This is a genomic window from Bacillus sp. AG4(2022) (assembly GCF_031844465.1).
Taxonomy (GTDB): Bacteria; Bacillota; Bacilli; order Bacillales; family Cytobacillaceae; genus Bacillus_AB; species Bacillus_AB infantis.
Genome location: NZ_JAUZVH010000002.1, coordinates 269,946 through 293,972 on the forward strand (window position 1 = coordinate 269,946; position 24,027 = coordinate 293,972).

Genomic DNA, 24,027 nt, shown 5'->3' on the forward strand with positions numbered 1-24,027 from the left:
TTCCTGTTTTTTGTTGTCATCTGTCTGACAGTCATTATTTTTTCCAGCATGAAGGACAGTTTTTATGTTATGCTGTAGCGAAAAAAACCCGGCAAATGCATAAAATTAGGTGTTTTCCTTAGTACAAGATTCCCCCTTTCATCATAACTTGTTAGTGTAAATATAACAGAATGAAAGGAGATCTTAATTATGCATTGCGGACCAAGACCGAATATTTGCCCGGCAGTTGTCCATCCGACAAAATGCTGTGTAAATCATACTTTCCAGAATAATGTGGTGCCTCATATCCATCCTACACACACTACGACAGTCAACCACATTAATTTTCAGCATCAGCATTACTTCCCACAAACACAATCAGTTGTAAATGAAGTGACAAACCAGCAGTTTGTCGCAGGCCCTGGACCGGCCCCTGGATTTGGAGGACCTGGCTTCGGCGGCCCTGGAGCAGGCGGCTTCGGCGGACCTGGGTTCGGAGGCCCAGGCTTTGGCGGCCCTGGCTTCGGAAGATAATAACCTGCCATATTAAGGTGCATTACCAAGGCAGGGGCCTGTATACAGGCCCCTGCTCAATTTTTTCCATAAATCGCATATTATTTTTACATAGAAAGGAGCAGCCCAAATGAAAACAGCGGTTGTCTCAGGCTATAAACCCCACGAGTTGGGAATTTTCAAACGAAATGACCCTGCAGCAGCTTTCATAAGGGCTGCTATCAGGAAGAGCCTGCTCGGTATGCTTGACGAAGGGCTTGAATGGGTGATCATCAGCGGGCAGCCGGGCGCAGAGTTATGGGCTGCTGAGGAGGTCTTTCAGCTGCAGCTCGATGAATATCCTGATCTTAAGCTGGCCGTCATCACACCTTTCCTTGACCAGGAGCAGAACTGGAGCGATTCCAATAAAGAGTGGTATGAATCTGTGATTTCCCAGGCCGATTTTGTAGATTCAGTAACAAGGAAGCCTTACGAAAAGCCCTGGCAGTTCAGGCTGAAGAATCAATTCCTTATCGAAAAAAGCGATGTGCTTCTTCTTGTCTATGATACGGAAAAGGAAGGAACGCCAAAATTCATTTATGAAACAGCTAAAAGCTATCAGGAAAAGAATCCTTATGAAATCAGGATGATTTCCTTTTATGATCTTCAGCTGATTGTTGAAGAAGAGCAGCTGAAGAACCAGGAATTTTAATTTAGTTCCAAAGATAAATTGACAAAAGTACATATTTTTGAAAAAATATATTAAGATTATTCAGCGATAGACTGAGGTGAATGTGATGCTATCCGATAAAGTTAAGTTAACAGCAAAAGACATTTTGGAAAAAGAATTCAAGGCAGGGATGCGGGGGTACAAGCCTGAAGATGTCGATAAGTTCCTGGATCTGATCATCAAGGATTATGAAACCTTCCACCAGGAAATTGAAGATCTGCAGCAGGAAAACCTGCGCCTGAAGAAACAGCTTGATGAAGCCTCTAGAAGGCCTGCAAGCACCCAGACTGCCGGAACAACGAACTTTGATATCTTAAAGCGCCTTTCCAACCTGGAAAAGCATGTGTTTGGCAGCAAACTTTATGAATAACAGCTTTTAACTGATTTTCCTTTTTAAAACCATTGCTATTGGAAGCCAGATTGCATATAATATCATTTGTAGTCATTAATAACGTTCGGGTAATCGCTGCGGCAGCTTGCTGCTGCAGAGGAAAGTCCATGCTCGCACGGACTGAGATGTCCGTAGTGTTCGTGCCTGGCGAAGTCATAAGCCAGGGCAGCCGGGCGATTGCGCGGCTGACGGCAGGGAAAATGCCTAAGTCCTTCGGGATATGGCATGAATACCTTGAAAGTGCCACAGTGACGGAGCCTTTCCAGAAATGGGAAGGGTGGAACGAGGTAAACCCCGCGAGCGAGAAACCCAAATAATGGTAGGGGCACTTTCTCTGAGGAAATGAACAAGGAGAAGGACAGATCTTTATATCTGTAGATAGATGATTGCCGCCTTAGTACGAGACTCAGGTCGATTGCAGTACAAAGGAACAAAACATGGCTTACAGAACGTTATTAGTGAGATGATTTTTGAAATGGTAAAGCTCTCCTTTTGCAGGAGGGCTTTTTTAATACATACCAAAACCCTCATGGGGAACACTTGCACGCGGAAACTTCTTCAGGCTATCATGGATGAAGCGGACCGCTGGCCGGCAATAATGAAGGGAAGACCTACTGGAAAGGATGTCTTACATGGGAAAATACCAAATCATCGCAACAGCGGCAATGGGGCTTGAAGCGCTCGTTGCAAAGGAAGTGCGGGCACTTGGCTATGAATGCCAGGTGGAAAACGGAAGAGTTGAATACACAGGGGATGAGACAGCTATAGCGAGAAGCAATTTATGGCTGAGAACGGCAGACCGGATCAAAATCAAAATCGGCGAATTTAAAGCTTATACTTTCGATGAGCTGTTTGAAAAAACAAAAAGCCTTCCATGGGAACAGTATATTGCAGAAGATGCTGAGTTCCCGGTAATCGGCAAGTCTGTCAAATCAAAGCTGTTCAGTGTTTCCGACTGCCAGGCAATCGTCAAAAAGGCGATTGTCGAGAAGCTGAGGACAAAGTATAAAAAAACAGGCTGGTTTGATGAAACGGGTCCATTATGCCGCATTGAAATCTCTATGCTGAAAGATACAGCAACCCTGACTCTGGATGCCAGCGGAAGCGGCCTTCATAAACGGGGATACCGGGCAGGACAGGGAGAAGCTCCGCTGAAGGAAACCCTGGCTGCTGCGCTCGTCCAGCTGACGAACTGGACACCGGACAAGCCATTTGCAGATCCTTTCTGCGGATCAGGGACCATCCCGATCGAGGCGGCCTTGATCGGGCAGAATATTGCCCCGGGCTTTAACCGGGAATTTACCTCTGAGAAGTGGGGCTGGATGCCGGAAAAGGTATGGGATGAAGCCAGAAATGAAGCTGAGGATTTGGCAGACTATGATCAGCCATTAGATATCACTGGATCTGATATTGATCACAGGATGGTGAAAATTGCCCAGGAAAATGCATTTGAAGCAGGCCTGGGGGACATGATCCAATTCAAGCAGATGCAGGTGAGGGACTTTACCTCCAATAAAGAATATGGTGTGATTGTCGGCAACCCTCCATATGGCGAGAGGCTTGGGGAAAAAGGGGCTGTACAGAAAATGTACCGTGAAATGGGAGAAGCGCTCTCAGGGCTGGATACATGGTCGATTTATATGCTTACTTCCGATGAGGACTTTGAACAGCATTTCGGGCGCCAGGCAACCAAGAAAAGGAAGCTGTTCAATGGTTTCATCCGAACAGACCTCTATCAATACTGGGGCAAGCGTCCGCCAAGAGAAAACAGGCAGAAAGAGGAATAAAGGGTTCTCTTATTGAATAAACTAGCAATACTCTATCGGTTTTGGATTAGATGGGCTAGTTTTATTTACAGGAGGAGAGCCAATGGATTACAGGACTCTTGATTTCAATAGAATTTCTCAGGCGCTTGACTACTCGATGGAAATGCTGGTAAAAGAAACGCCTGCCGATCAGGTGCTGGATGAACTGAAAAGTGCCCAGCATGAGCTCCGGCAGGCCCTGTCCTTTTCCCTTTCCGGCAGGCAGCAGTAAATCCTGCCCGGTGTCCGGCAATAACCAGGCACAAGGCTGGCCTCCTCGAAGGGAGCGCCGGTTTTTTGCCGTTCAAGATGATAAATGTACAGCCTGTACTGACGAATTCCTGATTCATCCCATAGTGCTCCCGGCCCCTTGAGCTTGACTAGTTGAAAAAATAGTATAAAATGATTCTTGGCCTCCTGGTTTGGAGTTCGAAGATGCTGCTTATGGCAGCTAAAAGTGAAGGGCCGTGCTTCCATGGCCATAAATAATATTGAAAATTACCGCCTCTGACAGGCGGTTATACTTTTTTATGCTGAGAAATCGCAGGAACGCCTGCAAGTTCAGGAGTTTTTCCGCTATAGGCGGACGAGGCTCACAGGCCGATGTCCGGTCCCCCGCCATTTTCCAAAGATACAGGAAGCCCCCGGGACGCTTCTGGATATAGGAGGATTACATGCAAAACCAATTGCCCTTTGCAGTAGCAAAAACAGAATCATTTTTTGAAAAGCTTGGCGACTGGATCGGGGATGTTTTCTATGATCTGCTCCCTGAAGCCGGTTTTGAATTAAGAGACGAACAGATCTATATGGCTTTCCAGCTGGAAAATGCCTTCAAGGAGAAAAAGACAATCTTTGCTGAAGCTGGTGTCGGAACAGGAAAAACGCTTGTCTATCTCCTGTATTCCATCTGCTACGCGAGATATACGAATAAGCCGGCCATCATCGCCTGTGCCGATGAAACTCTCATCGAGCAGCTTGTAAAAAAAGAAGGTGATATTGCGAAGCTGGAAAAGGCGCTTGGATTGAATATTGATGTACGCCTGGCTAAGTCAAGGGATCAATATCTTTGCTTGAACAAGCTGGACAAGGCTGTAGCGGAACAGGACTATGAGGCATATGGAAACATTTATGACCAGCTTCCGTCCTTTACCCACAGCGTAGGATCGCTGCAGAATTTCGAAAGATACGGAGACAGGAAAGATTATCCTGAGCTGACAGACAGCGAATGGACCGGTGTATCATGGGATTCCCTTCAGGATTGCTTTACATGTGAGAAAAGGCACCGGTGCGGCCAGACACTTCACAGGGATTATTACCGGAACAGCCAGGACCTGATCATCTGCTCGCATGACTTCTATATGGAGCATATCTGGACAAAAGAATCCCGCAAAAGGGAAGGCCAGCTGCCCCTGCTGCCTGAATCCTGCACGGTTGTATTCGATGAAGGGCATCTGCTTGAGTATGCCAGCCAGAAAGCCTTGACATACAGGCTGACCGAGCAGATTCTTGAATCGCTCCTTACCCGCCTGATGGCAAATGACGTAAGGGAAAAAACTTTGAATCTGATTGAAGACACCATCGTCCAGAATGAGACCTTCTTCCATGCCCTTTCAGCTGCTGCCGGCAGCCGGACGGACTCTGAGAAACAGCAGATTGCCAAAGGGCCGGCTGTTCTGAAAGAAGGAAAGCTCCTGCTTGAAATGATCGGCTCGCTGGAAGAGGAGCTTGTCTTTGAAAGCGAAATGTATGTTATAAATGAATATGACCTCAAGGTTGTTGAAGAATATCTTGAGCAAATATCATTCTCGCTCTCCCTTTTCATGAAAGATAAGGGAGGAATCAATTGGTTTGAAGAACATAATGGTGAACGGACCCTTGTCATCATGCCTAGAATGGTAGAGGAAATCATGAGGGATGAGGTGTTTTCCCAAAAGAAGCCATTTATCTTTTCTTCCGCCACATTATCGGAAAAAGGCTCCTTTGATTATATGGCCACGAGCCTTGGCATCGACGACTATTTATCATTCACTGTAGCATCACCTTTCAGCTATGAAGAGAAAATGGCCATTCATATGCCTGAATACAGTGAAGAAGATATCACCGGCAAAATGGAATATACTCTGGAACAGCTTAAGAAATCTGGAGGCAGAGGCCTTGTGCTCTTTACAGATCAGAGAGAACTGAACCTTTTTAGGGACTATGCTCAGGGCAAGACGGAATTCCCTGTCTATTTTGAAGGAGAGGCTGAAATCAGTACGCTCGTCTCAAAATTCCAGAACGAAGAAGAAGCGGTCCTTTGCTCTACAAATCTTTGGGAGGGCTTAGATATACCTGGCAGATCACTCGAAAATGTAATCATTTTCTCACTCCCGTTCCCTCCGCATGATCCGGTGTTTGATGCCAAGCGTGAAAGCGCGGAAGATTCGTTCCGGGAAATCGACATGCCATACATGCTCCTCAGGCTCCGCCAGGGAATCGGCAGGCTTATCAGGAGCCATGAGGACAGAGGAACAGTACACATCCTGACCAGCAGAGAAGAAGATGTTTCTGTGCTTGAGTCTGTTGAAGCTGTGCTGCCTGTTACACCTGTTAAATAAGGTTTTGATCCCCCCCCTCTTGGCAGAGGGAGGGGCTTTTTGCATCCATTGAAGGGGACCGACAGGGAGAATAAATTTTACTTGGTCCTCATTCGCTGCAGGTTTGTATTCCCGTTTTTCAAGCAGGGATCAGCATGCAAACTAACGGCACAACCATAAAGAGAGATCTATTCCTTCAGCCTTCTTCACTGCATTCAAAGCAGATCGTTTTCTTGTCATCCGTTATGATTCCGTTGAAAAATCCGTCCAGGCAATAAATCGTTTTCCCGCATTGTATGCAGGTTCCGGCAGGTTCCCTCATCATTCTTCCTCCTGTTTTTAGGTGATTTGCAGTTCTATTCTAGCGTTTTATTCAGAAAAATGTGATAAAATATATGTTGCAAATGATTTTTAGGGGGATGCCAGCATGAACGAAGCATTGAAAAAAACTGAAAAAGACTTTCTTGATTTTGTTAAAAAGATGGGCGCTTATAATGAGGCTCTGTCATTAATATACTGGGATCTCCGTACGGGCGCTCCCAAGCAGGGGGTAGACCAGCGCACTGAAGTAATTGGCATGCTTTCTTCAGAAGTGTTCAAGATGTCCACTTCCGAGGAAATGGCTGCATACATAGCAAAGCTTTCAGGAGAAGAAGCGGCTGCATCACTTGATGCAATTACTGTGAAGGTTCTTGAAGAAAGCAAGAAAGAATATGACCGGAATAAGAAGATTCCGGCTGAGGAGTATAAGGAATACGTTATCCTGCAGTCAAAGGCTGAAAGTGTATGGGAAGAGGCTAAAGACAAATCGGATTTCACGCTTTTCCAGCCGTATCTGGAAAAGCTTGTGGAAGCCAATAAGCGCTTTATCCAGTATTGGGGCTATGAAGGCAATAAATACAACACACTCCTGGATTTGTATGAGCCGGGTGTGACAGTCGATGTGCTGGATGAAGTCTTTGGCGAGCTCAGAAGCAAAATCGTGCCTCTCGTCAAGAGCATATCCGAATCAGATTCAAAGCCGGATACCAGCTTTTTGTATGAAAATTTCCCAAAGGAGAAGCAGCGTGATTTCAGCTTGGAAATCCTGAAGCAGATGGGCTATAACTTTGATGCAGGAAGACTTGATGAAACGGTACATCCATTTGCGACCGGCTTGAATCCAGGGGATGTCAGGGTGACAACGAAATATGATGAGAAGGACTTCCGCACTGCTGTATTCGGTACAATCCATGAAGGCGGCCATGCGCTGTATGAACAGAATATTTCCAAAGACCTTATAGGCACTCCGCTGTGCACAGGGACATCAATGGGAATCCATGAATCACAGTCTCTCTTTTATGAGAATTTTGTAGGGCGCAGTGAGTCATTCTGGAAGAAAAATTACGGACTGCTCAAGCAGTACGCTGATGGCCAGTTTGATGGGGTGGAGCTGGAAGATTTCTATCGTGCCATCAATGAGTCAAAACCGTCGCTGATCAGGATTGAAGCAGACGAACTGACCTATCCGCTTCATGTTATTGTCCGCTATGAAATCGAAAAAGGACTGTTCAATGATGAAATTGAAGTGAAGGACCTTCCGGAAATCTGGAACAGCAAATACGAAGAATACCTGGGAGTGCGACCATCCAATGATGCAGAAGGAGTTCTTCAGGATGTCCATTGGGCCGGGGGCAGCTTTGGGTATTTCCCTTCCTATGCACTCGGATATATGTACGCGGCACAGCTAAAGCAGGCGCTGCTGAAGGATCTTCCTGATTACGACCAGCTTCTGGAAAAGGGGGATCTTGCGCCAGTCAAGGAATGGTTCACGAAAAATGTCCATCAGTACGGCAAGCTGAAGAAGCCGCTTGAGATTCTTGAAGATGTTACTGGCGAAGGGCTGAATGCCAGCTGCCTGTCAGAGTATCTTTATGAGAAATACGGGAAGGTTTACCGATTAAAAGAGTCCTCCCGTTAATTTGAAAAAATAAAGAAAGGGAAAAAGAGCGGAGTGCAGCCGCTCTTTTTCTGCAGGGTGAGGCAATGAAGAAGCTGATGCCATATTTTGCAATCTCTGCCGGTGCATCTTTATGGGGCCTGATTGCCTATTTTATCAGGGGCTTGTCCGGGTTCGGCTTTTCCTCAATGGAAATCGTCGGGATCCGGGCAGTAACTGCAGCTGCGGCTTTGCTGCTGATAGGGATTTTTCTGGGCCCGGGCCGGCTGGCTTTAAAAAGGACTTCTGATATTGGCCTGTTTGCCGGCACCGGAATTTGCAGCATTGTATTTTTTAATTGGTGCTATTTTACGAGCATTAATTTGATGGATATTTCGATTGCAGTCATACTGCTGTATACTTCTCCCGCATTTGTCGCAGTGTTGTCCTATATTTTCCTGAAAGAGAAAATAACCGGGCGGAAAATCATTGCCGTTTGCGGGACTGTTGCCGGCTGCATCCTGATTGCAGGGGTGGGGGGCGGTTCCGGTTTGAGTGTGATTGGGGTGGTAACTGGACTGGGAGCAGGTCTTGGCTATGCGCTTTACAGCATATTTGGGAAGTTTGCGCTCCAAAAGTATGAGCCGTTTACTGTCACGCTGTATACCTTCGTGACTGCCTCTGCTGTTCTGCTGCCTGTTACCAGGATATGGGAAAAAGCTTCTCTGTTTTTACAGCCGGAGGTTCTGTTCCTTGGCCTTGGCCTAGGCCTGCTGCCGACCGTCCTGGCCTATTTTCTGTACACCTGGGGTTTAGAAAAGACAGAAAGCAGCAAAGCAGCGGTCATTGCTACAATTGAGCCTGTCGTAGCCATCTTTATGGGTGTTGCTTTATATTCAGAATCACTGGGTTACATGCAGCTGTCCGGCTCTATCATAATCCTTCTGTGCGTCATCCTCGTGAACCTCCCGGAAAGAAAGGGGAGAACACCCCTTGAGACAGGGAATAGTGCATAAAGAAACACTCCAGCAGCTGCTGGAGTGTTTTCTTTCAGTCTGGAAAATTATTTTGGCTTGTCTTAAGCTGGCCCGCAGGACGCGGCGTTATTTGCCTGCGTTCCTTACTTCTGGCAAGATGATTACCATAGTTTATACCCTTTAGATCCCGGCGGTGCGTTTTGGATCAGGTCGATGAACGGGATGGTGTAGGCAAACAGGATGAGGGCAGCGGTGATGCCGAGCCAGAGCTTCCAGTTTTCAAAGACAAGCGGCGTTTTTTCGGCATTTTCCGCTGTTTCGCCTACCGGGAATTCTTCAGAGCCTTTAGGGGCCATGAATGCGAGATTTACAAAGATATACAGCATCAGGATGATAGCAAGGAACAGGATGGATCCTCCAATTGCCTGTGCGACCTGATAGGGAATCCATTCAGCTGCCTGTGCCGCTCCGCCGTACTCAGAAAAAGAAGAGCGGCGGGGGGCGCCCAATAATCCTGCAGCATGCATGGCCCCGGACATGAATGTCATGCCGATTGCCCAAAGCACTCCTTGTGTAATGGCGAGGCGGTTCATCGCTTTCGTAAGGACTCTGCCAGTCAAATGCGGCACCAGCCAGTAAGAAATGCCGAAGAATGTCAGGACCACAGCAGTTGCAACGGTCAAATGGAAGTGGCCGGTTACCCAGATTGTGTTGTGGACTACCTGGTTCATCTGGTGTGATGCGTTAACAATGCCTCCTGCACCTGCAGGGATGAAGGCAACCATCCCGATGAATGGAACTGTAAAGCGGGCATCCCCCCATGGCAGTTTTTTGAGCCAGCCGAATAAGCCTGTTGCCCCTTTGGATCTTCCAAATCCCTCAAATGTAGCAAACAGTGAAAAGGCAGTCATTAAAGAAGGGATAACAACCAGGAATGTCAGGATTACCTGCAGGAATTTCCATGCCGCGTCGATACCCGGCTCCATCAGCTGATGGTGGAATCCGACCGGTATGGAAAATAGCAGAAATAGAATGAATGACATCCGGGCCAGTGAATCAGAAAAAATTTTTGCGCCAATTACTTTCGGAATGACAACATACCAGCCCATATAAGCAGGAAGGAGCCAAAAATAGACGAGCGGATGTCCGAAATACCAGAAGAGCGTCCGGCTGACTCCGACATTGACGGTCTCGACCAGGCCAAGCGACCATGGCAGCAGCTGTATCAGCACCGTTGCGGCCACTCCAATGGTAGCGACGATCCACATGATGGTATTTACCAGGCTCATGAATGTAAGCAGGGGACTCGGCTGCCTGGGATTATTCCTGCGCCACTCTGCATATTTCATGATAATCGCAGCGCCATCAAACCAGCTGCCGACTACTACGAAAGTCAGTCCAAGATAATAAATGGCATGTGCCTGCAACGGGGCATAAAAGGTATACAAAACGCTTGCTTCATTCAGCAGTATCATGACGGCTGCCATCATGGTTCCGGCTGTCATGAGCCAAAAACCGATCCAGCCCATCGTCCGCTGCTTTTTCGTCAAGGTCCCGGCTGTTTTGCTGACTGCTGCAAGCTGGAAGCCCATAATGAAGAACGTTGTCAGTACCAGTCCCAATACGACTCCATGGACAGTGAGAATCTGATAATAGCCGATTCCAGCCGGCAGCTGGAACTTGCCGGAGCGGACGAGCACCTGCAGTAAGCCGGCAAGGCCGCCGATTGCGAGCGCTGTGAAGGCTACATAGAAATGAGCCATGGCTAGCTTCCCGTCCTGTCTGTCAACCTTTGTATTCTGATTTTGCTTCATGATGCTTCAACCACCTTTATTTTTGACGTCATCATATGATGTCCTGCACCGCAGTACTCATTGCACAAGATAAGATACTCTCCAGCTTTATCAAAAGTTGCTGTATGCTCACTGATATATCCGGGCTCCAGCATCATATTGATATTCGAGCCGGCGACCTCAAAGCCGTGGATAACGTCCTTTGTCGTTGCCATGATCTTCACCTTCGCCCCAAGAGGTATTTCAATTTCGCCAGGATTATAGGAAAAGGCGGAGGCAACGAATACCAGCTCATAATCCCAATCCTTTCCCTCCACTTTTTTTAGGCCGGGCTCATTGAAAGGCGCCGTCTGGTCCACCTTCTCCGGATTGATGGTTGCCAGGCAGCTCGGGGGCTGGTTGCCAAGATAGAATGCGCTGATGCCAAGAACCGTCAAGAAAACGATCAGTGAGCCGATTCCGAACCCGAGCCAGGCTTTTTCAAATTTATGCATATGCATAGCTTTCTTCTCCCTTCAGGCATTTCAATCATAATGGATAGCATGCTTGATGATTAAAATCGATCTGTAAATAAAAAATAGACGCCTGCCCATACTCCGATTAAAAATAAACCCAGAATAAACACAGAGGCCAAGGTTCCCTTTAAAGATGAAGCATCCTCGATCTTTGTTTTATTTTTCCTGCCAAGTTCCGTGTTTGCCATGGCTTTTTTCTCCTTTCAATATGGATGAATAAATAATGATTACATGTTCATCATACAAGGAATTTCTCCGGATTCTACCAGTCTTCACCTGTTTCACAAAGTGTTCATTCATTCTGTTGGCACTATGCCAATAGTGTAAAATTGCTGCAGCAGGCCGGAAGGACCGGGATTCTTATATAGAAATGTGAAATTTATGTGAAAAGGAGAAATACTCAATGCGTCATTAAGTAAATAAGCCCAGGCTGAGAAATGGAATGACTCTCCCCAGGGGATTATATTCACTATTTTAGGATTATTCAGAAATGGACTGTATAAGTGCTTCTCAAGAGCCAAAAAGCACCATATTATCACTAAAAGCGAACAATGCAAGTGGAATAAAAACAAATAATTCGACCTTTTTCTCTTATTAAACTATTGAAATATCTTGCTGGGGTGTTATAATGAAACATAATTTCATAACGATACACTCATATAATCGCGGGAATATGGCCTGCAAGTTTCTACCGGACTGCCGTTAACAGTCTGACTATGGGTGAGCAATGGGAGGCATTGGGATCTTTTGCTGTTGCCCCTGCCTTATAAAAGCCTGAAGGGATTGCTTCACTCATTTTTTTGCAGTGAGTGATTTCCTTCAGGCTTTTTTATTTTTCTATTCATAGGGAGGATAATGATGAAACTACTAGAAGAAACAATCAAAAGAGAAGGACGGGTGCTGTCTGACAGTGTCCTTAAGGTAGACTCGTTTCTCAACCATCAGATCGACCCTTTCCTGATGAAGGAAATAGGCAAAGAGTTTGCAGCACGTTTTGCAGGGGAGGCTATTACGAAGATTCTTACGCTGGAATCGTCAGGGATTGCTCCATCTGTCATGGCTGGGATCGAGCTTGGGGTGCCCGTGCTGTTCGCGAGAAAAAGAAAATCATTGACTCTCTCAGAAGGGCTGCTTTCCGCCAGTGTCTATTCTTTCACAAAGCAAGAGTCCAACGAGATTTCAGCATCTTCCAAATATCTTGGCGCTGATGACAGGGTCCTTATCATTGACGACTTCCTGGCCAATGGCCAGGCTGCTTTGGGGCTCATCGAACTTGCCGGACAGGCCGGGGCTTCAGTTGCGGGCGTTGGAATCGTTATTGAAAAGTCCTTCCAGGAAGGACGCAGCCTGCTGGAAGAGAAAGCTGTCAAAGTGGTTTCCCTTGCACGGATCCAGTCGCTTGGGAATGGAAGCATCACATTCTTGGAAAATAGCAGGGAGGCATCAACACGATGAAAAACTCACCATTTAAAATAGCTTCATTGGGATTCCAGCATGTTTTAGCCATGTATGCAGGTGCTGTCATTGTACCCCTTATAGTGGGCGGGGCCCTGGGGCTGTCAGGAGAAGAGCTGACATATCTTGTTTCCATTGATATCTTAATGTGCGGAGTGGCGACGATCCTCCAGGTATGGCGCAATCAATTCTTCGGCATCGGCCTTCCGGTTGTGCTTGGCTGTACGTTTACCGCAGTCAGCCCGATGATTGCGATTGGCGGGCAATATGGCATTACAGCTATTTATGGATCTATTTTGGTTTCGGGCCTTTTTGTTATACTGGTAGGAAAATATTTCGGAAATCTTGTGCGTTTCTTCCCTCCGGTTGTAACAGGCTCGGTTGTTACCATCATTGGTATCACACTTATCCCGGTTGCCATGAATAATATGGCTGGCGGCGAAGGCAGTGCCGATTATGGTTCGCTTTCCAATCTGGCCCTTGCATTTGGAACTTTATTCTTCATCATTATTTTGTATCGCTTGTTTACCGGATTTATCCGCTCTGTTTCAATCCTGCTAGGACTATTTGCTGGAACAGCCGCTGCATTCCTGATGGGTAAATCAGATTTCTCGGCAGTGGGTGAGGCTTCATGGTTCCATATGGTCCAGCCTTTCTATTTCGGGATGCCGACATTTGAACCGGCAGCAATCCTGACAATGATCATTATCGCGATGGTCAGCCTGGTTGAATCAACAGGCGTTTATTTCGCCCTGGGGGATATTTGCGGCAAGAAGCTGGATAAGAAAGACCTGGCAAACGGCTACAGGGCAGAAGGGCTTGCGATTGTCCTTGGCGGGCTGTTCAATGCATTTCCATATACAACGTATTCTCAGAATGTCGGCCTTCTCCAGCTGTCAGGTGTGAAAACCAAGAATGTCATTTACACAGCGGGCGTATTCCTTGTCCTCCTTGGCCTGGTTCCAAAAATCGGCGCCATGACTACAGTCATTCCATCAGCTGTATTGGGCGGCGCAATGATTGCCATGTTTGGGATGGTCATCGCCTATGGAATCAAAATGCTCAGCCAGGTGGACTTTTCTTCACAGGAAAATCTGCTGATCATCGCCTGCTCTGTCGGAATGGGGCTTGGAGTCACAGCAGTTCCAGGCCTGTTCGCTGAAATGCCTGAGAGCATCAGGATCCTGACAGATAACGGCATTGTAGCGGGAAGTTTGACGGCTATTGCACTCAATCTTGTATTTAATGTAAAAACCTCCAAAGCAAAGACCGCGGCCTCTAAGCTTGAAGAGAAGGCAGCATAATAATAGCCAGCCATCCCGCTTTTAATGGGGATGGTTTTTTTGTGAAACATATTCTCATGATAAACGTATTGAATAATATGAAACTTAAAGGAGGAATGAAAGTATTGAAGATAATCTTCCGGCTGTTCATGTTTGCAGTGACAGCCCTTTCGCTTGCAGGCTGCTCCTTTCTGGAAGAGGCTGCCGGCACTGCAGAGTATGCCAATAAAGCTGCAGAGCATATTGAAAAGCTGAATGCATTTGCCGAGGATGCCCCGGGGATGATTGAAGTAGCTGCCGGGGATTCAGAAATCCGGCACCAGCTTGAGGAAAGGCTGGTTAATCTAAAACAGGATATTGAGAACTTTATTCAGCTTCAGGATATACCTGCTCCCGCTGAGGCCATTCATGAGGAGCTGGCTGCCAAAAATGAAGAGCTGCTGGAAGAAATCAATCTGGCTATAGATGGCGGCAATCTGGCCCTTGATCAATTGGAAAACTCAGAAATGATTAAAACAATAAATGATGCATCTGCCCTGCTGAACCGGATTGAAGGGCTGATGAATTAACTGATAAAAGGGCATCGCCATGATGCCCTTTTAACTTGTCATTTTCCTTCCAGCAGCTCATCCGTAAATTTAATGCTCTTTTCCAGCCTCTCCCGGTAGCTGCCGTTGATTATTTTATAGCACACATGATGTTCATCAAGAAGAGATTTCAGAAGGAGATGATTCTTCCAGCGCAAATCCTGATGCCCGAAGCTTCTTGTTCCGTCATCGACCCAATCTACATCCGGCTCCAATAAAAGCCATAAATCATACTCCTGCAGTCTGGCCATTTCATCGAGCACAGGCTGTCTTTTATTCAGATAGGCGTGAGAGAAAAACTGGGTGGTGATTGCCTCAGTATCAACAAAAAGGATTTTGTCTGCCAGCTTCAGCTGCTTCCATTCCTCCAGCTTATGGGCATATGCAATATGGGGGTAGTCTTCCGGTACTGTTATTCCCTCGCATCCTCCAAGTTCTTCATAAAAGGTCCGGCCATACTCCTTCACAAAAGAAGTATTATAAATCTGGGCCATATTGGCTGTCAGCGTGGATTTTCCGCAGCTTTCAGTCCCGGCAATCACCACTTTTTTGACGAAATGCGGCCGGACACATTTAGGCACCATATCCCAATGCTTCAGCACGCCATCTTTCCTGAACATCGTACCTGATACCGGATACCTTTTTCTCTCCGGATCTATGAGGATATGCTCAGCTTCCGGGTAAAGACGGGAAAAAATCGGTCCGTAATCCGGCTCTGAGCTGAACACAAAATCGATCGGACTGCCGATTGCGGCACGGATCTTTTTTGCGCCATTTTCCCAATCGGAGAAAGAGCCGGTCTGTTCATCATAAATTTCATGGACATGTACATGCGGCAGCTCCCTGGTCAGCTGTTTCCACCAGCGGAGCCGCAGTGTAAAGCTGACATGCTCTGCACAGCCGCCTTCAAAAAGCTTTCTTTCATAGTCGCTGTCGTGTGAGATGATGACATGAAGCTCGTCAGCTGTTGCAGCTGCCGCCGTCATGCTGTATACATGGCCAAGATGGGGGAAAGGCAGGAACTTTCCCCCGTACATACCAATTGTTTTTTTCTTCAAACCGCTGCAGCTCCCTGTTTTTTATAAAGTTTCGTCCAATTTATATACCCATAAATGCTGTTAAACAAGAATGCCGTCCACATGACGAGCATAGATATATCATTGCCCCCTGTTGAAATCAGAGCATTAAACCAGAGGATGACCGACAGGACATTGACAAGGATCCATAGAAGCCACTGCTCGGCGAATCTTCTCAGCATCAATATCTGTGCTGTTACGGAAAGGACATTTGTGGCAGAGTCAATATAAACAGATCTCCCCCCCAGATAGTCAAGGAGGAGGGCATATAGAAAAATGGACACCAGCACAGTAATTCCGAGAAGGGACCATCCCTTGGAATCAAGCGTCTTAACCTTCACATCTTCCCCTTTTATGCTGTCCTTTGTCATATTCTTTCTCCAGAGATAAATGCCGATAAACTGAATGGGAAAATAGAACAGGCCATTGAGCATGGCTTCCCCATACAGCCCGTAGGTATAGGAAATATAAGCATATGTCCCTGTCTGGATAATGCCGAAATAATAGTTTGCGATTTTTCCCTTTGCTACGAGGACAACACAAAGCATCCCGGCCAAAGAAGAAATAAGGCCAAGAAGGGAATCCTGCCAGGCAATAAACAAATACACATTAATAAGTGTAAAAACAAGAAGCCAGCTTATTTCAAATATCGTCCAATCGCGGAATATTTTCATGGTTTCCTCCTATGAAAGCAGATGCGGCCATACAGCCTAAAACTTATTATAGGTGATTATTTTCTGAAAAGGGAATAAATTTCCTGTTTTTTTACCATGGAAGATTAGCAGAGGAACATTTTGTTTTTTAATAAATAAAATATAATTGCAGCAATACAGAATGAGGGTGAAGAAGTGGAAAAGTTCTATTGCGAGCATTGCAGGCTCCTTTACAATGAAGAGGGAAGCTGTAAAGTATGCGGTTCTGCTGCAGGCAAGAAAATTATCATAAACGTCCAGGCACAGGAGCTTTCATCTGATAAATCCAAGGAATAGGCTGGAAGGGCGCCGGCAGCGTGCCCTTTTTCCTGCATGAGGCAGAGAGTTAGGTGTCCTGGCATGCTGTATGTTAAAATTTATATGAATTTTCTAAAAAGGGTGATGGATATGTATTTGCCTGATTTCAGGGTAGAAGGGAAAAAGGCATTAGTGACCGGTGCGGGGCGGGGAATAGGACGGGCCCTTGCGATTGGGCTGGCAGAAGCGGGTGCAGATGTAGCCCTGCTGGCAAGAACGAAGGCCGATCTGGAGGAAACCGCCGCAGAAGTGAGGAAGACTGGCAGGGAGGCCATTGTCATCCAGGCTGATGCAGCCAAAAGGGAAGATGTACATAATGCAGTCAGAACCGCTGCAGAACATTGGGGAAGACTGGATATTGCCGTCAATAATGCAGGCATGAATATCCGTTCAAAAGCGCTTGATGTAACAGATGAAGAATGGCAGACAATCATGGACACTAATCTCAAATCCGCATTCATGGTCTCCCAGGAGGCCGGAAGGGTTATGAAGGACAGCGGGACACCGGGCAGGATCATTACGATTGCCTCAGTTGCCGGACATGTTGCTTTAAGGACGGGAGTTGTGTATGCAGCAACAAAAGCCGCATTAATCCAGATGACTAAAGTACTTGCCATGGAATGGGGACCTTACAACATCAACGTCAATGCAATAGGTCCGTGGTATTTTAAAACGCCGCTTACAGAAAAGCTCCTTGCAGATCCGGAATATCTGCAGGAAATATTGGATGTGACGCCGCTGAACCGGGTCGGCGAGCTGGAGGAGCTGGTTGGTCCGACAGTATTCCTGGCGAGTGCTGCCGGCAGCTATGTGACCGGCCAGACACTATTTGTTGACGGCGGCATGACGATTAAAGGATTTTAGACAGAATAGTCAAATCCCCCGGCGATGTGCCGGGGGATGTCTATTCCTTTTATCCAGCTGATAGGCGTCCGCTGCGGCTATTCAAGCATCAGGACGACCATCAGCTCACCTGCGCCTGAAAGCTTTACAGGCAGGCTGTAGGCCTTCTCAAACCCATAGACCTTCGTCTCGCCTACAAGGACCGTAGGGGGAGTGATATCAATCTGAAGGCCCTGCCCTGATAAGTTAATAGATAGATTGCCGGCAATCATATTTCCGAGTTCACCCGCGAAAGATTCCAGCATTTCACCTTCCAGCAGCATTCCAAACATAGCTTCGCCGATTTTGCTGAAAGCCTGCTCTTCTCCATCTATAATGACTCTGCCCCGCAAATCGCCCGTCATTCCAATCAGCACACCAATGCTATGCTGTGTAAAGGGCTGTGAAAATTGCGCCGGCTCCTCAACTGAAGATTCAAAAGGAAAAACACTTTTAATTGATTCAATAGTCCCACTAATGATATCTTCAACATTTTTTGTCAATGACATGAATGATCCCTCCAGCAACCAGCTAACATTAATATTAACATAATTTCCCGCTGCTGGTAGTAAGTTTTTTGCAAAAAAGTATCTTATTATTTCCCAAAGGCTGCGGGTCAAAAGTCTCCGGGCTGAAAGTATCGCTTCGGGTGGATATTAATTGGAAAAGATTAAATAATGAATGCCCCAGTAAAACAATATATAATAAAAGAGCACAGCAACTCCTTCAAAACGTGAAGCTTCCTCCAGGCGGGGAAGCTTTTTTTTGTCCGCGCTCCCGCTGTTCCTGCTGCATCCCGAAAGCCGTGCCAGATGAGAAACTGTGTATAATCCTTCTTTGTTTGGAAAAATTAACAAGGAATTGTTTATAGAGCGAGGAGCGTATAAAAATGCCAGCTATCATCTCGGCTGCCGAAGCCATTCCTGCCCACAGGCTGGAGCAGGGACAAGTAATGGAGTTTGCAAGGGACTTGTTTTCGGAGTCCTTCAAGGATGTTGAAAGGCTTTTAAAAGCCTTCCATAATGGCCAGATACATAAGAGGCATTTTGCCAAAGGAATGGACTGGTACAGGAGAGAACATTCTTTTGAAGAAAAAAATGAGGCTTTTATTGAGTGTGCGGTAGAGCTTGGGGCAGAAGCCATCCGGAATTGCCTCCATAACAGACAGTTCCTGGGACGAAAAATAGATTATTCGGAGATTGATGCCATATTCATGGTGACAAGCACCGGAATTTCCACTCCAAGCCTGGACGCAAGAATCATGAACGTCCTGCCTTTTTCACAGCATACAAAAAGGATCCCTTTATGGGGGCTCGGCTGTGCCGGAGGAGCATCAGGGTTATCAAGGGCTTATGAGTACTGCCTTGCTTATCCAAAGGCGAAAGTGATTGTCCTGGCAGTCGAGCTTTGCAGCCTGACCTTCCAGAAAAATGATCGGAGCAAAAGCAATCTGATCGGCACTTCTTTATTTGCAGACGGTGCTGCATGTGTCTTAATGGCCGGTGATCAAGCGGAGTTGGTTAATATGGAGCGTTCTCACGCCATTCCAAGGATAATAGGCACAGCTTCGACAACCATGCCTGATTCCCTTGACGTAATGGGGTGGGATGTGAGGAACGAGGGTCTCTATGTAGTGTTTTCCAAGGATATTCCCTCCATTATTGAAAACTCGCTCAAGCCCAATGTAGAAAGCTTTCTGAAAAGGATGGACACCAGACTGGACGAAATAGATCATTTTGTTGCTCATCCCGGCGGGAAAAAGGTGCTGGATGCCTATGTCACCAGCCTGCAGTTTTCTCCCCATATGACAGATATATCCCTTCAGGTGCTGAAGGAGTTCGGCAATATGTCTTCAGCTACAATCTTGTATGTACTGAGAAGATTCATGGAAAAAGGGAAGGCAGGCGAGCTTGGGATTGCGGCAGCACTGGGGCCGGGCTTCAGCTCTGAACTGCTATTGCTGAGGTGGGAATGATATGGATTGGTTCACTGTTTTTATTTTGATCATCATGCTCCAAAGGGTCGGGGAACTGGCAGTGGCCAGAAGCAATGAAAAATGGATGAAAAGCCGGGGAGCCCTTGAGTTTGGCAAGGGGCACTACAGTATAATGGTCATGATTCATGCTTCTTTCTTTCTTTTTTACAGTTTTGAGGTTTCGTGGGGGAGCAGGACCCTTTCGTCCTTGTGGCCAGCAATTTTGACAGTGATCATAATCACTCAGGCTGGCCGGCTCTGGGCGCTGCTTTCCCTGGGGAAGTACTGGAATACAAAAATCCTGGTTATACCCCATGCCAATGTGGTTATGAGAGGGCCTTACCGGTTCATCCGGCATCCGAACTATGTAATTGTAACCTTGGAATTCCTCGCTTTTCCTCTGATGTTCCAGGCGTATTGGACATTGGCCGTATTTTCAATTCTTAATCTAGCCATCCTCTCAGTCAGGATACCTGCAGAAGAACAGGCTCTCAGCGGCCTGACTGAATACCGGCAAAAATTGCGGCGTAACCGTTTTCTTCCTGGAAGAAAACGAATTTCTGAAGAAAGCAGTTGAAAATGATTATCATTGATGATAAACTTCTAAATGAGGCTGAATATTATTCTCAATTGAAAAAATAATTCAACCAAGGACGGTGTTACATATGGTATCTGTTTTTATTATTGGTGTGATCGCTGTATACTCGTTTGTCATGAAGCACGTCTTAAGCCATGTTGCTAAGCCGCAGACAGTGAAATAAAATATTCCAGGCCCTTTCCCTTTAAGGAAAGGGTTTTTTGTTTATTTTTTTTAGCTTATAAGAGCTCCTTCCGCACGGCCTGGCAGCTGCATAGTTATAAATATATGAAAAGAGCGAATTATCGTTTAAAATGATAGTAAATTCATAAAAGCAAGGAGAAGTATCGGATGTCATTCACATTGCCTGAACAGCGGACAGCAGAGAAGCTCAACAAAGCCGCTGCCTTTCATGATTATTTAGCAGAACAGAAAGATGCCCAAACAGCAGAAAAGGCGGGCCAGCTTGCCAGAAAAATCAGCCGGGATGAGTTTACTATTGCTTTTTGCGGCCATTTCTCAGCCGGAAAATCAAGCATGATCAATAAAATCATCGGTGAAGACCTCTTGCCGTCGAGCCCGATCCCTACCAGCGCCAATTTAGTGAAAATTAAAGCGGGGGAGGATTATGCCAAGGTCTATTTTAAAGAAGGTAATCCCCGCCTCTATCCTGCTCCATATGATTATGAGCGTGTAAAGCAGTATTGCCGGGATGGCGGCCAGATCCACTCGATCGAAATCAGCAAGCCGGGAACAATCCTCCCGGAGAATATCGCAGTCATGGATACACCGGGAATCGATTCGGCAGATGATGCCCACAGAATTTCAACAGAATCTGCCCTTCACCTTTCCGACCTCATTTTTTACGTGATGGATTATAATCATGTCCAGTCAGAGCTTAATTTTCTGTTTACAAAAGAGCTTGCTGCTGCAGGAAAAGAGATTTATCTGATCATCAATCAGATTGATAAACACCGTGAAGAAGAAATAAGCATGGCAAAGTTCAAAGCCAGTGTGAGAGAGTCATTTTCTTCCTGGGGGGTTCAGCCTGAACATATTTTCTATACCTCACTAAAGCAAGAGGAACATCCTCATAATGAGTTCGGAAAGCTGCGCCAATTCATCCATGAAAAGATGGCTTTAAGCAGGGAATTGCTTCCCCGGGCAGCAGAGGAAGCTATAAAAAGGCTCGCTGATGAGCATATCCGATTCCTGGAGGCGCTCGATGAGTCAGAAGAACAGCGTTTGAACGGAATATTGGAAGGGCTTCCGGTACAGCGGAGAGAGACTCTAGAAAAGGACGCTGCTGCTTTGGCGGATAAGCTCAATAAGAGAAAGGCAGAAAGGGATTCTTTCCAGGAACACCTTGGAAAGGAGCTGGAAAAGGTCTTAAAGAATGCTTACCTGATGCCTTACCAGACTAGGGAGCTTGCAGAAAAGTATCTCGAATCCCGTCAGCCGGGATTTAAAGTCGGCCTGTTTTTCTCACGCCAGAAAACCGGGGAGGAATCAGCCCGCCGCCTTGATGCCTTTTATCAGGATCTTCAAGATCGGGTAAGGTCGGAGCTGGTCTGGCATATAAAGGAAGTGTTTTCAAGAACAATAAAAGAAAAAGAGCTGCATGATCCGAAACTGCTGGAAGCGGTGCAAAGCTTCTCCATCCCGTTTACAGCACAAATGATCGAACAGACTGTGAAAAGTGGAGCCATGCTGACAGGTGAATATGTGCTTAACTATACAGAGGATGTTGCCTCAGCGGTCAAAAAAACGGCTAAGGATCATTTCGAACAAATCAAAAACATCATGATCCAAAAAGCGGCAGAAAATTCTTCCGAAGCAATTGAAAAATCAGAAGCGGAATACAGGGAAGTCAAAGGTCTTGCAGAGGCGTGGATCAGCCTGAATGAAATGAAAGAAAAACAGCTGGCTGCAAAAATGAGGCTGGAGCAGGTAATCCATGAAGACTATCCTTCTGATCAGCTCAGTGCCAGCGCAATCGAGCTGACAGCAGACACAGAAACAGCCGAAGTTGCGCCGGATGAAGAAGAAGACTTTTTGGATAAGGTGAACGATAAAGCTGAGATGGAAGAAGAAGAGATTCAATTTGCCGGGCGAAGCGCAGATCCGGATGACATAATCAAAAAGCTATTATTTACAGCTGAGAAATTGAAGGGCGTTCCCGGCTTTTCCAAGACGGCTGCCGAATTGGCCAGAAAAGCAGCGCGGCTGAAGGACAAGGACTATACGGTTGCATTATTCGGAGCCTTCAGTGCCGGCAAGTCATCGTTCGCAAATGCGCTGATTGGCGAAAGGCTGCTGCCGGTTTCGCCAAATCCGACTACAGCAGCAATCAACAAGATCAGGCCTGTCGATCATGATCATGCCCATGGCACAAGCCTGGTGCATTTTAAAACAGCCGAGGTCCTTTACGGAGATGTCAATCGTTCCCTTAAGGCTTTCAATGAACAGGCAACAGATCTTGAAGATGCCCTGCGAAAAATAGGAAAGCTGAGTGAAGCAGGGGATCTGAACAGCAGTGAAAAAACCCATCTGGCTTTCCTGAATGCCTTTTCGAAAGGTTATCCGGATTACCGTGCCAAGCTGGGAGATACGATGACAGTGAGTCTGGCAGAATTCGGGGCCTTTGTGGCAGATGAAGAGAAATCCTGTCTGGTGGAGCTGATTGAGGTGTTTTATGACTGCCCATTGACGAGGCAGGGCATCACCCTTGTCGACACTCCTGGAGCCGATTCCATCAATGCCCGCCATACAGGTGTTGCATTCGATTATATAAAAAATTCAGATGCCATCCTTTTTGTCACCTATTATAATCATGCATTTTCAAGGGCTGACAGGGAATTCCTCATCCAGCTTGGAAGGGTGAAGGAGTCTTTTGAACTCGACAAAATGTTCTTTGCCGTCAATGCAGTAGATCTCGCCTCAAGTGAGGAGGAGATGGAGTCTGTGCTCCGCTATGTGGAAGATCAGCTGACTCAGTACGGCATTCGCCGGCCGCATCTGAATCCGGTCTCAAGTCTGCTTGGACTTCAGGAGAAGCTGGGAGAGGCAGCCGGCAAATCTTATTTGGCAGAGTTCGAGGAACGGTTTTATTCGTTCATTTCCAGCGAGCTCTCTGCCATTGCCGTAAACTCGGCTGAAAATGAATGGGAACGAGCCATCGGTCAGCTCAGGAGTTTTATCCGCTCTTCCCGGGAAGATGAGTCGGCAAAGCAGATGAAACGCGAGAAGATAGCAGGGGAGAAGGCTGGAGTCCGGGATATTCTTGAAAAAGGCTCTTCCCTGATGCTGAAGAAAAGACTTGAGCAGGAAGCGGATGAGCTCATCTTTTACATTAAGCAGCGGGTATTTTTCAGGTTTGGCGATTTTATCAAAGAAGCCTTTAATCCTTCTGTCCTGAAAGATGATGGAAGGAATATGAAGAAAGCGCTCCAGGATGCCCTGGCAGACTTCCTCAGCTCTTTCGGATTTGATTTTGCCCAGGAGATGAGGGCGACCTCGCTGAGACTTGAGGTATTTGCCGGCAAGCTGGCAAAGGAAGCCCAGGCCTCCCTGGTATCTTCCATCAGCAAAATCAGCGGAGACATTACTTTTACAGAATTTGAAGTCTCCAGCCATCCAGGGCTTGATTTCACATCCGCTTTTTCGGACCTGGAGCCCGGACTGTTCAAAAAGGCTTTAAGCTATTTTAAAAGCCCTAAGACATTCTTTGAACAGAATGGCAGAAAACAGCTGGGCGAGGAACTGCACAAAGTGCTGGATGGACCGGCTGACAATTATCTGGCTTCCGAGAGCAGCAGGCTGAAAGACTATTATGCACGCATTCTGGAAGAAGAATACCGAAAGCTGACTGCCGAAATGGCAGATCAGGCAGCAGAATACTATGAAGGGATTTCCGCAGCGCTGAGTGATGAAATTCCTCTTGATAAATTGATTGAACTGGAACGCTCACTCGTCCAGTTCACATCTGGCAGTAAAGGGTGATCAC

23 protein-coding genes, 1 other RNA gene and 1 riboswitch are annotated in these 24,027 nt (G+C 46.6%); of the genes, 17 read left to right on the top strand and 7 right to left on the bottom strand.

The features are described 5' to 3' along the window. The first annotated feature begins 189 nt into the window (after nt 1-189). The 7 genes from Q9R36_RS06850 (at nt 190) to Q9R36_RS06880 (ending at nt 5,994) form a co-directional block, all read left to right on the top strand. Nucleotides 190-513, top strand: a complete 324-nt coding sequence (locus Q9R36_RS06850) for a CotD family spore coat protein (RefSeq protein ID WP_022544119.1) — start codon at nt 190-192, stop codon at nt 511-513. Between the two features lie 109 nt (nt 514-622). Next, nucleotides 623-1,183, top strand: coding sequence for an SLOG family protein (locus tag Q9R36_RS06855; protein ID WP_009791233.1), 561 nt, complete (start codon nt 623-625; stop codon nt 1,181-1,183). A gap of 85 nt (nt 1,184-1,268) precedes the next feature. Next, nucleotides 1,269-1,571 (top strand): cell division regulator GpsB, encoded by a 303-nt coding sequence (gene gpsB / locus Q9R36_RS06860; protein WP_009791232.1) that lies wholly within the window; start codon nt 1,269-1,271, stop codon nt 1,569-1,571. A gap of 81 nt (nt 1,572-1,652) precedes the next feature. Then, nucleotides 1,653-2,042: RNase P RNA component class B (rnpB, locus tag Q9R36_RS06865), an RNA gene on the top strand. Nucleotides 2,043-2,224: 182 nt separating this feature from the next. Then, complete coding sequence (locus tag Q9R36_RS06870) at nt 2,225-3,379, top strand: THUMP domain-containing class I SAM-dependent RNA methyltransferase (RefSeq protein WP_101550154.1); 1,155 nt, start codon at nt 2,225-2,227, stop codon at nt 3,377-3,379. Nucleotides 3,380-3,461: 82 nt separating this feature from the next. Further along, nucleotides 3,462-3,629, top strand: coding sequence for a hypothetical protein (locus Q9R36_RS06875; protein WP_009791228.1), 168 nt, complete (start codon nt 3,462-3,464; stop codon nt 3,627-3,629). Between the two features lie 442 nt (nt 3,630-4,071). Then, nucleotides 4,072-5,994, top strand: coding sequence for an ATP-dependent DNA helicase (locus tag Q9R36_RS06880; protein WP_224952029.1), 1,923 nt, complete (start codon nt 4,072-4,074; stop codon nt 5,992-5,994). A 175-nt stretch (nt 5,995-6,169) separates the two neighbouring features. Here the strand turns inward: Q9R36_RS06880 and Q9R36_RS06885 are convergent, their stop codons facing one another. Further along, nucleotides 6,170-6,298 (bottom strand): hypothetical protein, encoded by a 129-nt coding sequence (locus Q9R36_RS06885; protein ID WP_263625765.1) that lies wholly within the window; start codon nt 6,296-6,298, stop codon nt 6,170-6,172. Between the two features lie 102 nt (nt 6,299-6,400). Between Q9R36_RS06885 and Q9R36_RS06890 the strand changes: the two genes are divergently transcribed. Then, nucleotides 6,401-7,933 (top strand): carboxypeptidase M32, encoded by a 1,533-nt coding sequence (locus tag Q9R36_RS06890; protein ID WP_094767179.1) that lies wholly within the window; start codon nt 6,401-6,403, stop codon nt 7,931-7,933. A 65-nt stretch (nt 7,934-7,998) separates the two neighbouring features. Further along, nucleotides 7,999-8,907, top strand: coding sequence for a DMT family transporter (locus tag Q9R36_RS06895; RefSeq protein ID WP_311224692.1), 909 nt, complete (start codon nt 7,999-8,001; stop codon nt 8,905-8,907). Between the two features lie 122 nt (nt 8,908-9,029). On the opposite strand, the gene Q9R36_RS06900 is transcribed toward Q9R36_RS06895, so the two are convergent. Genes Q9R36_RS06900 through Q9R36_RS06910 form a run of 3 tightly spaced genes read right to left on the bottom strand, consistent with a single transcriptional unit; the run spans nt 9,030 to nt 11,364 of the window. Further along, on the bottom strand, nt 9,030-10,682 hold the full coding sequence (locus Q9R36_RS06900) for a b(o/a)3-type cytochrome-c oxidase subunit 1 (protein WP_148949151.1): 1,653 nt from the start codon (nt 10,680-10,682) through the stop codon (nt 9,030-9,032). Further along, nucleotides 10,679-11,161, bottom strand: coding sequence for a cytochrome c oxidase subunit II (locus Q9R36_RS06905; RefSeq protein WP_022544115.1), 483 nt, complete (start codon nt 11,159-11,161; stop codon nt 10,679-10,681). Before Q9R36_RS06905 ends, Q9R36_RS06900 begins: the two co-directional genes overlap by 4 nt. Before the next feature lie 53 nt (nt 11,162-11,214). After that, on the bottom strand, nt 11,215-11,364 hold the full coding sequence (locus Q9R36_RS06910) for a hypothetical protein (protein WP_009791219.1): 150 nt from the start codon (nt 11,362-11,364) through the stop codon (nt 11,215-11,217). Nucleotides 11,365-11,811: 447 nt separating this feature from the next. Next, a riboswitch (purine riboswitch) is annotated at nt 11,812-11,913 on the top strand. Between the two features lie 121 nt (nt 11,914-12,034). Here Q9R36_RS06910 and Q9R36_RS06915 point away from each other — a divergent pair. From Q9R36_RS06915 to Q9R36_RS06925, 3 genes are all read left to right on the top strand, one after another. Then, nucleotides 12,035-12,631: a xanthine phosphoribosyltransferase gene (locus tag Q9R36_RS06915; protein ID WP_101550145.1), complete on the top strand. Its 597-nt coding sequence runs from the start codon at nt 12,035-12,037 to the stop codon at nt 12,629-12,631. After that, the gene (locus tag Q9R36_RS06920; protein WP_311224693.1) at nt 12,628-13,935 is read left to right on the top strand and encodes a nucleobase:cation symporter-2 family protein; all 1,308 of its coding nucleotides are present in this window, start codon (nt 12,628-12,630) and stop codon (nt 13,933-13,935) included. Before Q9R36_RS06915 ends, Q9R36_RS06920 begins: the two co-directional genes overlap by 4 nt. Before the next feature lie 95 nt (nt 13,936-14,030). Next, a complete protein-coding gene (locus tag Q9R36_RS06925; protein ID WP_240683979.1) occupies nt 14,031-14,483 on the top strand; it encodes a DUF6376 family protein in 453 nt (150 codons plus the stop codon). A gap of 38 nt (nt 14,484-14,521) precedes the next feature. On the opposite strand, the gene nadR is transcribed toward Q9R36_RS06925, so the two are convergent. Further along, complete coding sequence (gene nadR / locus Q9R36_RS06930; protein WP_009791215.1) at nt 14,522-15,559, bottom strand: multifunctional transcriptional regulator/nicotinamide-nucleotide adenylyltransferase/ribosylnicotinamide kinase NadR; 1,038 nt, start codon at nt 15,557-15,559, stop codon at nt 14,522-14,524. Continuing rightward, entirely contained in the window at nt 15,556-16,251 is a 696-nt protein-coding gene (gene pnuC, locus Q9R36_RS06935) for a nicotinamide riboside transporter PnuC (protein ID WP_101550143.1), read from the bottom strand. Before pnuC ends, nadR begins: the two co-directional genes overlap by 4 nt. Nucleotides 16,252-16,425: 174 nt before the next feature. On the opposite strand from pnuC, the gene Q9R36_RS06940 reads away from it, so the two are divergent. Both Q9R36_RS06940 and Q9R36_RS06945 read left to right on the top strand, forming a co-directional pair. After that, the gene (locus Q9R36_RS06940) at nt 16,426-16,566 is read left to right on the top strand and encodes a hypothetical protein (protein ID WP_009791213.1); all 141 of its coding nucleotides are present in this window, start codon (nt 16,426-16,428) and stop codon (nt 16,564-16,566) included. A 111-nt stretch (nt 16,567-16,677) separates the two neighbouring features. Further along, complete coding sequence (locus Q9R36_RS06945) at nt 16,678-17,451, top strand: SDR family NAD(P)-dependent oxidoreductase (protein ID WP_094767259.1); 774 nt, start codon at nt 16,678-16,680, stop codon at nt 17,449-17,451. 77 nt (nt 17,452-17,528) lie between these two features. Here the strand turns inward: Q9R36_RS06945 and Q9R36_RS06950 are convergent, their stop codons facing one another. Continuing rightward, the gene (locus Q9R36_RS06950; RefSeq protein WP_022544113.1) at nt 17,529-17,978 is read right to left on the bottom strand and encodes a chemotaxis protein CheX; all 450 of its coding nucleotides are present in this window, start codon (nt 17,976-17,978) and stop codon (nt 17,529-17,531) included. A gap of 380 nt (nt 17,979-18,358) precedes the next feature. Here Q9R36_RS06950 and Q9R36_RS06955 point away from each other — a divergent pair, with 380 nt between their 5' ends. The 3 genes from Q9R36_RS06955 to Q9R36_RS06965 all read left to right on the top strand — a co-directional run bounded on the left by Q9R36_RS06955 (nt 18,359) and on the right by Q9R36_RS06965 (nt 24,023). After that, a complete protein-coding gene (locus Q9R36_RS06955; RefSeq protein ID WP_311224694.1) occupies nt 18,359-19,444 on the top strand; it encodes a type III polyketide synthase in 1,086 nt (361 codons plus the stop codon). Between the two features lies 1 nt (nt 19,445). Next, nucleotides 19,446-20,021, top strand: coding sequence for an isoprenylcysteine carboxyl methyltransferase family protein (locus Q9R36_RS06960; RefSeq protein ID WP_009791208.1), 576 nt, complete (start codon nt 19,446-19,448; stop codon nt 20,019-20,021). A 351-nt stretch (nt 20,022-20,372) separates the two neighbouring features. Further along, on the top strand, nt 20,373-24,023 hold the full coding sequence (locus Q9R36_RS06965) for a dynamin family protein (RefSeq protein ID WP_311224695.1): 3,651 nt from the start codon (nt 20,373-20,375) through the stop codon (nt 24,021-24,023). Nucleotides 24,024-24,027: the final 4 nt, after the last annotated feature.

Coding starts and splice junctions, on each gene's coding strand:
- gpsB (WP_009791232.1), top strand. CDS start 1,269: ATGCTATCCGATAAAGTTAAGTTAACAGCAAAAGACATTTTGGAAAAA.
- Q9R36_RS06905 (WP_022544115.1), bottom strand. CDS start 11,161: ATGCATATGCATAAATTTGAAAAAGCCTGGCTCGGGTTCGGAATCGGC.
- Q9R36_RS06965 (WP_311224695.1), top strand. CDS start 20,373: ATGTCATTCACATTGCCTGAACAGCGGACAGCAGAGAAGCTCAACAAA.
- Q9R36_RS06910 (WP_009791219.1), bottom strand. CDS start 11,364: ATGGCAAACACGGAACTTGGCAGGAAAAATAAAACAAAGATCGAGGAT.
- Q9R36_RS06850 (WP_022544119.1), top strand. CDS start 190: ATGCATTGCGGACCAAGACCGAATATTTGCCCGGCAGTTGTCCATCCG.
- Q9R36_RS06900 (WP_148949151.1), bottom strand. CDS start 10,682: ATGAAGCAAAATCAGAATACAAAGGTTGACAGACAGGACGGGAAGCTA.
- pnuC (WP_101550143.1), bottom strand. CDS start 16,251: ATGAAAATATTCCGCGATTGGACGATATTTGAAATAAGCTGGCTTCTT.
- Q9R36_RS06915 (WP_101550145.1), top strand. CDS start 12,035: ATGAAACTACTAGAAGAAACAATCAAAAGAGAAGGACGGGTGCTGTCT.
- Q9R36_RS06870 (WP_101550154.1), top strand. CDS start 2,225: ATGGGAAAATACCAAATCATCGCAACAGCGGCAATGGGGCTTGAAGCG.
- Q9R36_RS06885 (WP_263625765.1), bottom strand. CDS start 6,298: ATGATGAGGGAACCTGCCGGAACCTGCATACAATGCGGGAAAACGATT.
- Q9R36_RS06920 (WP_311224693.1), top strand. CDS start 12,628: ATGAAAAACTCACCATTTAAAATAGCTTCATTGGGATTCCAGCATGTT.
- Q9R36_RS06855 (WP_009791233.1), top strand. CDS start 623: ATGAAAACAGCGGTTGTCTCAGGCTATAAACCCCACGAGTTGGGAATT.
- Q9R36_RS06895 (WP_311224692.1), top strand. CDS start 7,999: ATGAAGAAGCTGATGCCATATTTTGCAATCTCTGCCGGTGCATCTTTA.
- Q9R36_RS06950 (WP_022544113.1), bottom strand. CDS start 17,978: ATGTCATTGACAAAAAATGTTGAAGATATCATTAGTGGGACTATTGAA.
- Q9R36_RS06875 (WP_009791228.1), top strand. CDS start 3,462: ATGGATTACAGGACTCTTGATTTCAATAGAATTTCTCAGGCGCTTGAC.
- Q9R36_RS06955 (WP_311224694.1), top strand. CDS start 18,359: ATGCCAGCTATCATCTCGGCTGCCGAAGCCATTCCTGCCCACAGGCTG.
- Q9R36_RS06880 (WP_224952029.1), top strand. CDS start 4,072: ATGCAAAACCAATTGCCCTTTGCAGTAGCAAAAACAGAATCATTTTTT.
- Q9R36_RS06945 (WP_094767259.1), top strand. CDS start 16,678: ATGTATTTGCCTGATTTCAGGGTAGAAGGGAAAAAGGCATTAGTGACC.
- Q9R36_RS06960 (WP_009791208.1), top strand. CDS start 19,446: ATGGATTGGTTCACTGTTTTTATTTTGATCATCATGCTCCAAAGGGTC.
- Q9R36_RS06890 (WP_094767179.1), top strand. CDS start 6,401: ATGAACGAAGCATTGAAAAAAACTGAAAAAGACTTTCTTGATTTTGTT.
- Q9R36_RS06925 (WP_240683979.1), top strand. CDS start 14,031: ATGAAAGTATTGAAGATAATCTTCCGGCTGTTCATGTTTGCAGTGACA.